The sequence below is a fragment of the Streptomyces sp. BRA346 genome (assembly GCF_052851135.1).
In genome coordinates, this window is record NZ_JAIWIH010000025.1 from 125311 (window position 1) to 138079 (window position 12769).

Annotated in this window: 14 protein-coding genes and 1 tRNA gene; 11 read left to right on the forward strand and 4 right to left on the reverse strand. The window is 71.6% G+C overall.

Features of this window, described 5'->3' with window-relative positions:
• Nucleotides 1–16: 16 nt before the first annotated feature.
• Both LCH29_RS27720 and LCH29_RS27725 read left to right on the forward strand, forming a co-directional pair.
• On the forward strand, nucleotides 17–151 hold the full coding sequence (locus LCH29_RS27720) for a DLW-39 family protein (RefSeq protein WP_003958712.1): 135 nt from the start codon (nucleotides 17–19) through the stop codon (nucleotides 149–151).
• 142 nt (nucleotides 152–293) lie between these two features.
• A complete protein-coding gene (locus LCH29_RS27725; protein WP_446464428.1) occupies nucleotides 294–1709 on the forward strand; it encodes a hypothetical protein in 1416 nt (471 codons plus the stop codon).
• A 103-nt stretch (nucleotides 1710–1812) separates the two neighbouring features.
• On the opposite strand, the gene LCH29_RS27730 is transcribed toward LCH29_RS27725, so the two are convergent.
• Nucleotides 1813–3420, reverse strand: a complete 1608-nt coding sequence (locus LCH29_RS27730) for a serine/threonine-protein kinase (protein ID WP_446464429.1) — start codon at nucleotides 3418–3420, stop codon at nucleotides 1813–1815.
• A gap of 48 nt (nucleotides 3421–3468) precedes the next feature.
• Nucleotides 3469–4014 (reverse strand): helix-turn-helix domain-containing protein, encoded by a 546-nt coding sequence (locus tag LCH29_RS27735; protein ID WP_446464430.1) that lies wholly within the window; start codon nucleotides 4012–4014, stop codon nucleotides 3469–3471.
• A 118-nt stretch (nucleotides 4015–4132) separates the two neighbouring features.
• Between LCH29_RS27735 and LCH29_RS27740 the strand changes: the two genes are divergently transcribed.
• Both LCH29_RS27740 and LCH29_RS27745 read left to right on the forward strand, forming a co-directional pair.
• Nucleotides 4133–4205 (forward strand) — tRNA-Ala (locus tag LCH29_RS27740).
• Nucleotides 4206–4506: 301 nt separating this feature from the next.
• A complete protein-coding gene (locus LCH29_RS27745; protein WP_446464431.1) occupies nucleotides 4507–5652 on the forward strand; it encodes a response regulator in 1146 nt (381 codons plus the stop codon).
• Between the two features lie 96 nt (nucleotides 5653–5748).
• Here LCH29_RS27745 and LCH29_RS27750 read toward each other — a convergent pair whose 3' ends face one another.
• Nucleotides 5749–6474: a DUF5324 family protein gene (locus LCH29_RS27750; protein ID WP_446464432.1), complete on the reverse strand. Its 726-nt coding sequence runs from the start codon at nucleotides 6472–6474 to the stop codon at nucleotides 5749–5751.
• A gap of 283 nt (nucleotides 6475–6757) precedes the next feature.
• On the opposite strand from LCH29_RS27750, the gene LCH29_RS27755 reads away from it, so the two are divergent.
• Nucleotides 6758–7291, forward strand: coding sequence for a peptidylprolyl isomerase (locus LCH29_RS27755; RefSeq protein WP_123107042.1), 534 nt, complete (start codon nucleotides 6758–6760; stop codon nucleotides 7289–7291).
• 94 nt (nucleotides 7292–7385) lie between these two features.
• Entirely contained in the window at nucleotides 7386–8264 is an 879-nt protein-coding gene (locus tag LCH29_RS27760) for a rhomboid family intramembrane serine protease (RefSeq protein ID WP_446464433.1), read from the forward strand.
• Nucleotides 8265–8591: 327 nt separating this feature from the next.
• Here the strand turns inward: LCH29_RS27760 and crgA are convergent, their stop codons facing one another.
• Complete coding sequence (crgA, locus tag LCH29_RS27765; RefSeq protein WP_446464434.1) at nucleotides 8592–8849, reverse strand: cell division protein CrgA; 258 nt, start codon at nucleotides 8847–8849, stop codon at nucleotides 8592–8594.
• 145 nt (nucleotides 8850–8994) lie between these two features.
• On the opposite strand from crgA, the gene LCH29_RS27770 reads away from it, so the two are divergent.
• From LCH29_RS27770 to LCH29_RS27790, 5 genes are all read left to right on the forward strand, one after another.
• A complete protein-coding gene (locus LCH29_RS27770) occupies nucleotides 8995–9765 on the forward strand; it encodes a DUF881 domain-containing protein (protein WP_446464435.1) in 771 nt (256 codons plus the stop codon).
• 21 nt (nucleotides 9766–9786) lie between these two features.
• Complete coding sequence (locus LCH29_RS27775) at nucleotides 9787–10482, forward strand: class E sortase (RefSeq protein WP_446464436.1); 696 nt, start codon at nucleotides 9787–9789, stop codon at nucleotides 10480–10482.
• Between the two features lie 84 nt (nucleotides 10483–10566).
• Entirely contained in the window at nucleotides 10567–10743 is a 177-nt protein-coding gene (locus LCH29_RS27780; RefSeq protein ID WP_039938336.1) for a hypothetical protein, read from the forward strand.
• Nucleotides 10740–11390, forward strand: a complete 651-nt coding sequence (locus tag LCH29_RS27785) for an aminodeoxychorismate/anthranilate synthase component II (RefSeq protein WP_446464437.1) — start codon at nucleotides 10740–10742, stop codon at nucleotides 11388–11390. The genes LCH29_RS27780 and LCH29_RS27785 overlap by 4 nt, the downstream gene beginning before the upstream one ends.
• Nucleotides 11387–12745, forward strand: coding sequence for a class E sortase (locus LCH29_RS27790; protein ID WP_446464438.1), 1359 nt, complete (start codon nucleotides 11387–11389; stop codon nucleotides 12743–12745). Before LCH29_RS27785 ends, LCH29_RS27790 begins: the two co-directional genes overlap by 4 nt.
• The last annotated feature ends 24 nt before the right edge of the window (nucleotides 12746–12769 follow it).

A 12769-nucleotide genomic window follows, 5' to 3' on the forward strand; every position in this document is an offset into this window, starting at 1 on the left:
GAGACGAGGTAGCGCGGTGAAGAAGCTTCTCCTGGTCGCACTGGCCGCCATCGGCGGGCTCCTCGTGTACCGCCAGATCCAGGCGGATCGCGCCGAGCAGGATCTGTGGACGGAGGCGACCGACTCCGTGCCCGCAGGTTCGGGTGTGTGACCCCCACAGTCCCGTTACGAGGGCCCCGATCGCTGCAGCGGTCGGGGCCCTCGTCTTTACTCTCGCAAATGAATCGCTTGCATAAGCAAAAGTGACGTGCTGGTCGACCGGTATGCCGACCGGGACGACGAGGGGGGACGCGATGAAACACCGCAGCAGGGACAGGGCCGGTCTCACCGCGGTGGCGGCGCTGTGCGCCGTGGCGACGATGGCGGTGCAGCTCCCGGCCGCGGCCGCCGACAGCCCCACGGGGGCCCGGGAGTACGAGGTCCGGGGCACTCCGGTGCACGGCGCCGGGAGCGGCGCGGACGCCCCGTCCCTGAGACCCGGCCGGACGTACGCGGACCGGCTGGGACCCGGCGAGAAGCGGTTCTACCGCGTGGACCTCGACGCGAAGTCCGCCGCATACGTCTCGGCGGTCGCCGCGCCCCGGCCGGGCGCGGGCGTCGTCTCGTACCGCGACGGCGTCACGGTGACGCTGAAGAACCCCGCGGGCGGGATCTGCGACACCGTCCCCCGGCGGATCGAGACGAAGGGGGTCGCCTATCCCCTCGCCGACTACGTCACCCGCCAGACCGGCTCGGGCTCGGTGGCGTCCTGCCGCGCGGCGGGCCGGTATCTGGTCACCGTGGAGCGCCAGGCCGGCTCCGCGGACCCCGAGAGCTGGCCGCTGGAGCTGCGGCTGATGGTGGAGCCGCCGGTGAAGGGCGGCTCCACGGAACAGGCTCCCCAGGGCAGTTGGCACGCCGAGCCGCCCCGGCCGCCGTCCGGCAGCGCCAGGCCGCGGCCGGGCGGGCGGGGCTTCTCCGACGCGCCGCTGGTGTCCACCGGGGTGTGGCAGGACGACTTCGAGCCGGGGGAGACGCACTTCTACCGGGTGCCGGTCGACTGGGGACAGCAGATATCCGCCATCGCCGAACTCCCCGCCGACGGGGCGGACAAGAGCACCGCGCTGCTCCAGCAGGCGATCGCCATGCGCGCCTACAACCCGGCGCGGGGGCTGGCGAAGCGCGGCACCGCCCTGGCCCAGGAGGGCGAGCGGCCGCAGACCGAGGTCAGCACCGCCCCGGCGGCGTACGGGAACCGGTACGCGAAGGCCGACTACTCGGTGCGCGCCATGAGCCTCACCGGCGGCTACTACCTGGCGGTCACGCTCAATCCCCCGAATGTGGAACCCCACTTGGACCGCACGGTTCCGGTGACGTTGCGGCTGCGGGTCGCGGGCACGACACATGACGGCCCGTCCTACGCCGGAAACGCGGTCACGGCGGGCTTCGGGCTCACCGACGCCGAGAAGCAGGAGGCCCGCAAGGCGGCCTCGCCGATCCAGCCCGACCCCATGGGCCGCCCGGCGGGCGAGCATCGCGCCACGCTCCGGACGGTGGCCTACACGAGCTTCGGGACGGGCTCGCTGCTGCTGATCGGGCTGGGCGTATGGATCCTGACCGCCCGGCGCCGCGCCGCGGCGGACGGTCCGGGGGGTGGCCCGGGGGACGGGGCGGAAACGGCGGATCCGACGACCGGCCAGCACCGGTACGGGCCGCCGCCCGCCTGGTAGTTCGGCTCGGTGGTTCAGCTCACCGGTTCAGCTCACCGGTCAGTCCGCTGGTTCAGTCGGCTGGTTCAGTCGGCTGGTCCAGTCCGCTGGTCATTCCGCTGCTTCAGCCTGCCGCGGCCAGTGCCCACGCCCCCACGGCGAAGCACAGCACCGCGACGATCAGGATCAGGACCGTCGTCTTCCGGGACGGGCCCCCCCGCCGCGCGGCGGGGGTGGGAACCCGGGGGCGCTGAGCGGTGTATGCACGGGTGAGGGGGTAGTCACGCGGCGCCGACAGGGGCGCGGCGGACGGCGTGGGAGTGGGGGCGGGCGTATGAAGGTGCGCGGGCTGGGTCGAGGGGCCCGGCTGTCCGGGCTGTTGTGGGCCCTGTGGCTGGTGTACGGGCGGCTGGGGCGGCTGCGGGAGCGGCGCCCCGGTCGACGGGGTCGGCGGCTGCTGCGGGGGCTGAGGGTGCGGTGCCGGCGGATGCTGGGGCGGTGGTGTGTGCGGAGGCGGCGTGCCGGGAGGCGCCGGCTGAGGCCGTATCTGCGCGGGCGGCGTTCGCGGCTGCGGCGTCTGGGGGTGCGCTGTCTGCGGGTGCGGCGTCCGGGGCTGCGGCGGCGGGAGGGTGAAGCTGCCGGTGTCGGACATCGAGGGCTGGGCGGGCTGGGCGGGCTGCTCGGCCGCGGGCGGCCGGGCGTCGGGCTCGGCGGTCGGCCCGGCGGCGGGCTCGGCAGCGAGTTCGGCGGCGGGCGCGGCGGGTTCCGTCGGCTTGGTGGCGGGCGGCGAGGGGCGCGGCACCGTTCCGTTGTCATCGGGAGGGTCGGCCTTCGCATGACGGCGGCCCGGCCGGGCCGGACCGTGCGGGCCGAATCCGGTCGGCAGCGGTCCGAGATGGTCGAAGACCTCGATCACCTCGTCGTCGAGGTCGCCCTCGGGCAGCATCTCGACCGCCGCTACGAGCGCCTTGCGCGCCCCCGTGGCGGAGCGGAAGCGGTCCTCCGGGTCCGGTTGCAGCAGCCCGGCTATGACCTGCCACAGCGGCTCGGGCACGCCTTCGGGGGCGTGCGGCACGCCGTGCTCGCCGAACAGCTTCACGATCGCTTCCCCGTCGGGCTTGTGGCCGCGGAGCAGATAGAGCGTCACCAGGCCGACCGCGAACAGGTCGGCGGGGAAGTCCGGTTCCTCGCCCATCATCTGTTCGGGTGCGAAGTAACCGGGCGTTCCCATCACGTAGTTGGCCTCGGTGAGGCGGGGCTCGCCTTTGGTGAGCGCGATGCCGAAGTCACCCAGCCGGACATGGGGCCGACCCGTTCCGGTGGCCTCCAGCAGGATGTTCGCGGGCTTGATGTCCCGGTGGACCACCCGCTCCTCGTGGACCGCGGCCAGCCCGGAGAGCAACTGGTCCAGCAGGGTGCACACATAGCGGGGCGGCAGGGGGCCGTAGTCGCCGATGAGGTGTGCGAACGAGCCGCCGGCCACCAGGTCCATGGTGAACAGCACCTTGTCGTCGTCCGCCGCCCAGCTCGCCGGTGCCAGCACATGGGGGTGGTCGATCCGCAGGGCCTGCTCCCGTACGAAGCGCAGGAGCGTATGTGCGTCGCGTTGCTGAAGCACCTTCGCCGCGACGTAACGGCGGCGGCGATGGTCCCAGACCCGCCATACGGCGCCCACGCCTCCGTGCCCGATCGGGTCCACCAGTTCGTACCGGCCCGCGAAGATCTCACCCATCGCGCCGTGCCCGCCCCGTCATCGACTCGTCAGCAGTCCATCAGCCCGTCAGCTCTGGTGCGCCTCGTAGTGCGCGACCGCCTCGGCGGTCCGCCCGGCGCCGTACACACGGAGGAACTCTGCCAGCTCGGGATGGACGGGGGCGAGGGAATCGGCCGCATCGATGATGTCCCCGGCGGCGGCCACGGACCGCAGCAGCGACTGGATTTCGCGGACCACGCGCCGTACGGTCGGGGCCCCCGTGCTGGCGGCGGTCTGCGTGGAGTTGAGGACCGATCCGCCGGCGGTCTTCTTGATTTCCTCCATGCGCTCCGCGGCCTCGGCGGCGCTCACCCGGCCGTCCGCCGCCTGACTGGAGAGTTCCTGGAGCGCCTGCACTCGCTGGACCACCGCAGGATTGCCGATCTTGGCGCGCTGGCCGCTCATGAGCTGGGACAGCATGGGCGCGGAGAGCCCGAGGACGGCGGCCAGGCGCGCCTGGTTGAGGCCGAGATCGTCGATGAGACGGCGAAAGAGCGCCCCCAGCGGTTCCCCGTACCAACTGCGCTGAAGCTCTCGTGCGCGCGCGGTGGCATCCTGCTGTGTTGCGTCCATCTCGCTCTCCCCTTCGCTTCGCTGCCGCGAATCTTGCGTGGCATCCTACGGAGAGCGGTACCCGCGAGCGATACCCGGTCGGGAAAGGCCGCCGGTAGCGGGTATCCTGATCGGCGAAGGGGCCTTAGCTCAGTTGGTAGAGCGCCGTCTTTGCATGGCGGATGTCAGGAGTTCGACTCTCCTAGGCTCCACTCTATGAGAGGTCTCCTGACCTGCAAAAATGCAGGTCAGGAGACCTTTTTGCATGGGTGCCGTCAGTGCCGGGGCGATGGAGCGGCTGGAATGTCCGGCGGCCCGGCGCGGGACGGCGGGCGTCTCGCGTGCGTAAGCGAACAGCGGATCGAGCGGATCGAGCGATCTGCAAGAGAAGTGGTGTTGCCGCTCCCGGCATTGGCCCGCGCAACACTTCCCCGATGCCTCACGCTGTCTCACAACTCGGGCAAGCCGCCCGGGAATCGTCGATCGGCGCGAGTCGTTGCACAGGGGGACGTAATGGGTGAACTGCATCCACTGGGGCAGAATCTGCCCGAGGAGTGCCGGGCGTTCGCCGTGGAGCTGCGGAAGCTCTTCGACGGGCTGGGCGTCTCGGTGCGCCGGTACGCCGCACGCAGGTTCCGGGACCCCAGCACGATCTCGCGCTATCTGAGCGGTACGAGAGTCCCGCCGTGGGAGTTCGTGGTCGATCTGCTGGCGGATCTCGCGGAGTGCCGGGGTTCGGCGGCCACTCCGGCCGCCATCGAGGTGGTGCGGGAGCTGCACCGGGCCGCTGTGCGCACCAGCGGGTCCCCCGGGCACGCCCTGGAGATCCTTCAGATCCAGCTGGCCGACGCGGACCGGGAGGCGCGGCGTTCCAGCGTGCACGAGGACGCGCTGGGCGAGGCGCTGCTCGACCGCCGGCACCGGATCGCCGACCTCGAGGTGCGGCTGAGCCAGACCGAGGCGGCGTGGGCGGCGGAGCGGGCCCGCGCGGACGCCCTGGAGCGGAACTTCCCGGATCACCAGGAGCTGGTCAAGGAGCGGGACCGGCTGCGGCAGGAGGTGCACCGGCTCACCGAGGAGCTGGAGGAGGTGCGGCAGCTGGGGCGGCTGGCGGAGGACCGCTGCCAGATGCTGGAGCGGCAGCTGGCCATGGTGGAGTCCCAGCGGATGGCGGCGGTCCCCCGGCAGGACGAGGAGCCCGTCGTGCCCGCGGGCCCGGCCGTGCCCGAGCCGTGCGCCGGGCCGCGGCCCAAGATCCTGGTGGTCGACGACCAGCAGAACAACCTGCTGGCCATGGAGGCGGTGCTGGCCACCCTCGACCAGGAGCTGGTGACCGCGACCTCGGGGCAGGAGGCGCTGAAGGCGCTGCTGGACCACGACGACTTCGCGGTGATCCTGCTGGATGTGCAGATGCCCGAGATGGACGGCTACGAGACGGCCGCCCACATCAAGCGGCGACCGCGCAACCGGGACGTGCCGATCATCTTCCTCACCGCGATGGGCGCCGATCCCGAGCACACCTCGCGGGGTTACGCGGCGGGCGCGGTGGACTACATGGCCAAGCCGATCGACCCCTGGGCGCTGCGGGCCAAGGTCTCCGTCTTCACCGAATACTTCCTGGAGCGGCGCCGCTACAGCGAGCGGGAGGCCAAGGAGTGACGCCGGGGAGTGAACGGGCCGAGGGGCGGAAAGACCGCGCGGTCCTCCGCCCCTCGGCCGGGTGCGACGAGGGGTGTCGGCGCTACGACGAGGGCGTCAGCGCTGCTCGTCGTCCTTCCCTGCCTCGGTCTCCGCCTGCTTGGCCTGCACCTCGGGATCGAGGGTGCTCTGGTCGCTGCCGTCCACCGCGGCCAGCCGCTCCCGGTCGCCCACCTCGGTCGCCGCCGGGGGCTCGACCAGCCAGTCGGGGTTGGCCTGCCGGTCCCACCACTTCCAGGCGGCGAAGACACCGGCGCCCACCAGGCTGATGAAGGTGGCCCGCTTGGCGACGCGGCCCACGCGGGCCCGGCGACGGCGCTTGCGGGCGAGCTTCTCGATGTCGGCCGCCGTCACATGGGTGCGCAGCGCCGCGACGGCCGCGCCCGCACGCGTGACGGCCTCCTCGCGTACCGGACCGGCGGCCGCGCGCGCTCCGGCCACCGCGTGCTCGACGCGCGGCCCGGTGTAGTCGGCGGCCTGCCGGGCGGCCTTGCGGGTCCGCTTGGCGGCCCGGGTGGCGGCCGCGTCCACCTTGGGCGGCAGGGTGCCGCGGGCCTGGTTGAGCCGGGGTGCGACATGCGCGTGGTACTGGCTGCCGGCGGCGCAGCGGGCTTGGTGCGCGGCGCTGGAGACCTTCGGTGCCAGCCGTACGCGGGCCTCGTGCGCGTAATGCGTGGCGGTGTCCTTGGCCGTGCCGGCGTAGGGCGCCACCGCCTCCGCGGCGTGCAGGACGCTGTCCTTCGCGGTGCCGGTCGCGGCTCGCACGCTGTCAATGCGGGTCACGGGATCCTCCTCCTCGGTGGCGTGGTGATGCTCCGGGGTGCAGAGTGCTGAGCTGCATGTGCGCAGTTTCGTGTTTCCATCCGAAGAAAGATCATGCCTGTTTGTGGAGATCATGCCCGTTCGCAGCCCACGCGGCATGCGTGAACCGGCATCCGGGTCATAGGTGAGATTCTCCCGGAAAACGCGCGGAACGGCGCGCCGCGTGCGCCTTCGGCGGCTACTCGTCGCGCTCGGGTCCGTGCGAGGATCAGGGCAAGGAAGCGAAAACGATGGAAGGTAGATCGTGGCCGAGCAGCTGTACGCCACCCTCAAGACGAACAACGGCGACATCGTGGTCCGGCTGCTGCCGAACCACGCCCCCAAAACCGTGAAGAACTTCGTGGAGCTCGCCGAGGGCACCCGCGAGTGGACCCACCCGGCCACCGGCAAGAAGGCCGCGGAGAAGCTCTACGACGGCACCGTATTCCACCGCGTGATCAGCGGTTTCATGATCCAGGGCGGTGACCCGCTGGGCAACGGCACCGGCGGCCCCGGCTACGAGTTCGGTGACGAGTTCCACCCGGACCTGGCCTTCAACAAGCCGTACCTGCTGGCCATGGCCAACGCCGGTCCGGGCACCAACGGCTCGCAGTTCTTCCTCACGGTCGCCCCGACCACCTGGCTGACCGGCAAGCACACCATCTTCGGCGAGGTCGTCGACGAGGCCAGCAAGAAGGTCATCGACACCATCGCGGGTGCCGCGACCAACCCGCGCACCGACCGCCCGCTCCAGGACGTCGTGATCGAGTCCGTCGTCGTGGAGACCCGGGAGGGCTGAACCCCGCACGGGAACTCCGCGCCCCGCTTGTCCGTGTGAACAAGCGGGGCGGGGGAACGCGCGCAAGTCTGCGGACAGGGGGCGAAGGGACACCATGGAGGACCAGGCGGTCTGCTGTTACCGGCACCCGCAGCGGGAGACCGGCATCAGCTGTACCCGCTGTGAGCGCCCGATCTGTCCGGAGTGCATGATCAGCGCGTCGGTCGGGTTCCACTGCCCGGAGTGCGTGCGCGGTGGCGCGTCCGCCCCCGGTGAGCCCCCGGCGCCCCCGCGGCGCGCGTCCGAGCCGCGCACCATAGCCGGCGGCGCGTACACCGCCGATCCGCGGCTGGTCACCAAGATCCTGATCGGCCTCAACATCGCCGTATGGCTGGCGGTGCTGGGGACCGGTGACCGGCTGGTGGAAGCCTTCGACCTGGTGGGCCGGGCCTACAACCCGGGCACGGCCGACATCGTGGGCGTCGCCGAAGGACAGTGGTACCGGCTGCTCACCGCGGTCTTTCTGCACCAGCAGCCGATGCACATCGCGTTCAACATGCTGTCCCTGTGGTGGATCGGCGCCCCGCTGGAGGCCGCGCTCGGCCGCGCCCGCTACCTCACGCTCTATCTGCTGTCGGGGCTCGGCGGCAGCGCGCTGTCGTATCTGCTCGCCGCGCAGAACCAGCCCTCGCTCGGCGCCTCCGGAGCCGTCTTCGGCCTGCTGGGCGCCACCGCCGTGCTGATGCGCCGGCTCAACTACGACATGCGCCCCGTCATCGCGCTGCTCGTGCTGAACCTCATCTTCACCTTCGGCTGGTCCGGAATCGCCTGGCAGGCGCACGTCGGAGGCCTGGTGGTCGGCACGGTGGTGGCGTACGCGATGGTGCACGCACCGCGGGAGCGGCGCGCCCTGGTGCAGCGGGGCGCCTGCGCCGTGATGCTGCTCGCGATCGTCGCGACGGTGTGGGTCCGTACGCTCCAGCTCACCGGCTGAGCGCCGACACGCAGCTCCCCGGTCGGTCTCGGGTGTTCTTGGAGCGCCCTCGGGCGTCTCAGCCGTCTCGGGCCGCCTCGAACGGGGGTGGACTCGGTCAGTTGTCCACAGCACGTGGTGGATCTTGCGCACCCTGTGGAGAACGTCTGTGCGTTTCCGTGCTGACCTGCGTTTTCGCAGGAAGAAGCCGGTGTGAGTGATCGAACGCGACCGTTCCATCAGTCACACCGGCGTCAACGCGGCAGAGGTTATCCACAGATCTTCTGAGTTTTCCCCGCCTGTGGATAACCCTGTGGACAGGCGCTGCGGCACCCCCGCGGAGCGGGTCTACTTCCACTGGGTGGAGACGACGAACCCCGCGGCGATGAAGCCGAAGCCGACCACGATATTCCAGTTGCCCAGGGACTTGACCGGCATGTCCCCCGTCGTCACGTAGAAGAGGACGATCCAGGCGAGGCCGATCAGGAACATCGCCAGCATCAACGGGGCCACCCACCGGCGGCCACTGCCCAGGTTGATGTTGGTTGCCTGCTTCGCCGGCGGCGGCGTGAAATCGTCCTTCTTGCGGATCCGTGACTTCGGCACGAGGAACTCTCCTGTCGATGCGCTGCGTGACCGCGCGGGGATGTGTACGGACGGCGCCGGGGCGGGACGGTGAAGGGGATCACTTCCCTCCCCCACACGTCAGTTAGCGTAGTCCTTCCGCGGCGTCGTAAGGAGTAAGGGTACGTTGAGCAATTCCGCTGACTCCCCCACCCCGGCGTCCCGCCGTCCCCGGTTCCGACCCGTCCGGCTGCTGACCGGAGCCGTCTTCGCGCTGGCCGGGATCATCTTCTGGACCAGCTTCAACACGGCTCAGGGCACCGACATCCGCAGCGATGAATCGATGCTGCGGCTGTCCGATCTCATCCAGGAGCGCAGCCGCAAGAACGGCACCCTCGACGAGAGCGCCGCCAAGATGCGCTCCGACGTCGACGCCCTCGCCCGCCGCGACAACGGCAGCACCAAGGCCGAGCAGCGCAAGCTGGAGGCGCTGGAGAAGACCGCGGGCACCCGGGGCCTCAGCGGTCCCGGGCTCACCGTCACCCTCACCGACGCCCCGCCGAACGCCACCCCCAAGATCCCCGGCGTGCCCGAGCCGCAGCCCAACGACCTCGTGATCCACCAGCAGGACCTCCAAGCCGTGGTCAACGCGCTGTGGCAGGGCGGTGCCAAGGGGATCAAGGTGATGGACCAGCGGCTGATCTCCACCAGCGCCGTGCGCTGCGTCGGCAACACCCTGATCCTCCAGGGCCGGGTCTACTCCCCGCCCTACAAGATCACCGCCGTGGGTGACCGGGACCGGCTGAGCACCGCGCTCACCGCCTCCCCCGCCATCCAGAACTACCGCTCCTACGTCGAGGCGTACGGCCTCGGCTGGAAAGTCGACCAGCACGACACGGTGACTCTTCCCGGGTACTCCGGCACAGTGGACCTGCACCAGGCACAGCCCGTCCCGTAGCCGCGCGCCGATGGGGGGCCGATGAGGATCCGGCTGGTCGTCAGGACGCTCAGTGAGCTGTGCGTCACCGCCGGCACCCTGATCCTCCTCTTCGTCGTCTATCTCCTCTACTGGACCTCCGTCCGCGCCGACCAGGCCATGGACGGCGAGATCGACCACCTCCAGGACCGCTGGGCCGCCGGGCCGGTCGCCGCGGCCGACGCCGACGCCGACGCCGGCCGGCCCGCGCCGCGGCCGCGCCCCTACGCGAGCGGCAGATCCTTCGCGATCATGTACATCCCGCGCTTCGGCGCCGACTGGGCCAAGCCCGTCCTCCAGGGCACCTCCACCGCCACCCTGCGCAAGGGGCTCGGGCACTACGCGGCCACCGCCGGCCTCGGCGCCACCGGCAACTTCGCCGTCGCCGGGCACCGCCGCACCTACGGCGACCCCTTCAAGGACTTCCCCCGGCTGCGCCCCGGCGACGCGGTGGTGCTGTCCGACGGCACCACCTGGTACACGTACCGCATCACCGGGCGGCCCTACCGCACCCTGCCGACCGACGTCGGGGTGCTCGACCCGGTGCCGCGCGCCTCCGGCTTCCGCGGCCCCGGCCGCTATCTGACGCTCACGACCTGTGAGCCGGAGTGGGGGCACAGCCACCGGCTGATCGCCTGGGCGCACCTCGACGCGACCCAATCCGTTGCCCAAGGCAAGCCCAAGGCTTTGTACGGCTGACCCTCCGGGCCCACCCCCGGACCTTTACTCTGGTCCTGCACTCCGGTGCTGCATTGGACTTCGTCATCGGTGAGTAGGGACGGCATGTACGGCTGGATCTGGCGGCATCTGCCGGGTAACGCATGGGTGCGGGCGGCGATTTCGCTCGTGCTCGTGCTGGCGATCGTGTTCGTGCTCTTCCAGTACGTCTTCCCGTGGGCGGAGCCGCTGCTGCCGTTCAACGACGTGACGGTCGACCAGGGAATGGCGGGTCCCCGATGAGCGCGCGCGTCCTGGTCGTCGACAACTACGACAGCTTCGTCTTCAACCTCGTCCAGTACCTCTACCAGCTCGGCGCCGAGTGCGAGGTGGTGCGCAACGACGAGGTCTCCCTCGCACACGCCCAGGACGGCTTCGACGGCGTGCTGCTCTCCCCCGGCCCCGGCACCCCCGAGAGGGCGGGCGTCTGCGTCGACATGGTGCGGCACTGCGCGGACACCGGGGTGCCGGTGTTCGGCGTCTGCCTGGGGATGCAGTCCATGGCCGTCGCCTACGGCGGCGTCGTCGGCCGCGCCCCGGAGCTGCTGCACGGCAAGACCTCGCTGGTGACCCACGAGGGCGCGGGCGTCTTCAGCGGGCTGCCGTCGCCCTTCACCGCCACCCGTTACCACTCCCTCGCGGTCGAACGGGGCACCGTTCCCGACGCGTTGGAGATCACCGCCTGGACGGAGACGGGCATCGCCATGGGGCTGCGCCACCGCGAACTGCGGGTCGAGGGCGTCCAGTTCCATCCCGAATCGGTCCTCACCGAATGGGGCCACCGCATGCTCGCCAACTGGCTGGTGGAGTGCGGCGACACGGACGCGATAGAGCGGTCGACGGGGCTCGCCCCGGTGGTCGGGGCGGTCGGCGGCAAGGCCGTCGAGTGACCGCACCGCGCCCGGGGCGCGAGGACGCGGCCCAGGGCGCCCCGGAATCCGCCGCGGGCGCCGCACCGGCCCCCGAGCCGCCGCCCACCGGGCGCCGCCGCCGCGCCCGCGCGGCGGCCCCGGACGAGCGCCCCGAGGAGGCGGCCGCACCGCCCACCGGACGGCGGCGCGCCACCGCCTCCGGCGGCGGCGCGCCCGGCGGCAGCGCTCCCGGTACCACCGTCCCCGGCGGCAGCGCTCCCGCGAACCCCGCCGAGACGGCCGTCCTGGCCCCGGTGACCCCGGCCCCTCCGGCGGCTCCCGCGGCCTCGGAGGCTCCGGCGGAGGCCGCCGCGGAGGACGACGAGACGGTGGCGCTGCGGGCCGTGACCGTCCGCGCGGCGCCCGTCCACGACCGGACCATGCCGCTGCGCACCGTCGAGCCGGGCCGTACGGCAGGCGGGACGGCGAACGGGACGCCGGCCGAGGGAGAGGGTGAGGCGCCGCCCACCGGCGGCCGTGCGGCTCGCCGCAAGGCGGCTCAGGAGGCCGCGAAGCGCGGCGGACGGCACGGTGCCCGGGCGCGCGGCGGTTCGGCCGTCAGAGGGGCCACAGGCGCCTCGGGGGCGGGCCCGTCGGACGCGGAGGCGCGACCCCGCACCCGTATGGAGGCCAAGCGCGCCGCCCGGGCGCGCAAGGACAGCCCGGGCGTGGTGGCGAGCCGGGTGGTCGGCGAGGTGTTCATCACCCTCGGTGTGGTGATGCTGCTCTTCGTGACGTACCAGCTGTGGTGGACGAACATCCTGGCGCACCAGCAGGCGAACGGCGCGGCGGGCGATCTCCAGAAGAAGTGGGACACGAAGGGCGCGGACCGCGATCCGGGCGTGTTCTCCCCCGGCCAGGGGTTCGCGATCATCTACATCCCCGAGCTGGACGTGAAGGCCCCGATCGCCGAGGGGATCGACAAGCACAAGGTCCTCGACCGCGGGATGGTCGGCCACTACGCCAAGGGCAAGCTGAAGACCGCGATGCCGTGGGACAAGAAGGGCAACTTCGCGCTCGCCGGGCACCGCAACACCCATGGCGAGCCGTTCCGCTACATCAACCGCCTCAAGCCCGGCGACAAGATCGTCGTCGAGACGCAGAGCCGGTTCTACACCTACGACATGACCAGCATCCTGCCGCAGACGTCCCCCTCGAACACGGGCGTCATCGGGCCGGTGCCGCCCGGCTCCGGCTTCACCAAGCCGGGCCGCTACCTCACGCTGACGACCTGCACACCCGAGTTCACCAGCACGTATCGGATGATCGTCTGGGGCAAGATGGTCGACGAGCGGCCGCGCAGCGAGGGGAAGCCGGACGCACTGGTCGAGTAGGACCGGGAAGATCCAGAAAAGGGG